We start from the raw sequence: 421 nt of genomic DNA, 5'->3' as shown, positions 1-421 counted from the left end.
GGGTTGAATGGGGGATGTCCTGAATGAACGCGCGGGCGATCTTAAGCGTGTTCAGCGGCAGGCGCTTGAGGTGGCCCAGGGTCGCCGAGCTCTGTCTCTTATACCCCTTTTCCTTTTCCCCCTAAAAGACTACAAGACACTTGAATGTGTTTGTTTTGAGAACTCGTTTTTATCTTTCGATAAAAACTTAAAATAAATCAATCATTCGATTGAATTTACTAGTCAGCTTTCCAGATTGTTAAAGAGCATTGTGTTTCTTTCGAACCACTTTTTAATAACTCTCGTAAGAGTGCTTAAAGAGTGGTGGGCGATACCGGGCTCGAACCAGTGACCCCCTCCTTGTAATGGAGGTGCTCTCCCAACTGAGCTAATCGCCCTCCGAAGTTTTACATCCTCGAGGAGAAGATGGTGGGTCGTGCAG

At 46.6% G+C, this 421-nt stretch carries 1 tRNA gene; it reads right to left on the bottom strand.

Going from position 1 to position 421, the window contains the following annotated elements:
- Positions 1–301: 301 nt before the first annotated feature.
- Positions 302–377, bottom strand: a tRNA-Val gene (locus DNK59_RS31430).
- Positions 378–421: the final 44 nt, after the last annotated feature.

The organism is Pseudomonas sp. TKO26 (genome assembly GCF_003225665.1).
Lineage (GTDB): Bacteria > Pseudomonadota > Gammaproteobacteria > Pseudomonadales > Pseudomonadaceae > Aquipseudomonas > Aquipseudomonas saponiphila.
Note: the sequence above shows the minus strand (reverse complement) of the source record. Positions and strands in the feature narration are given on the sequence as shown.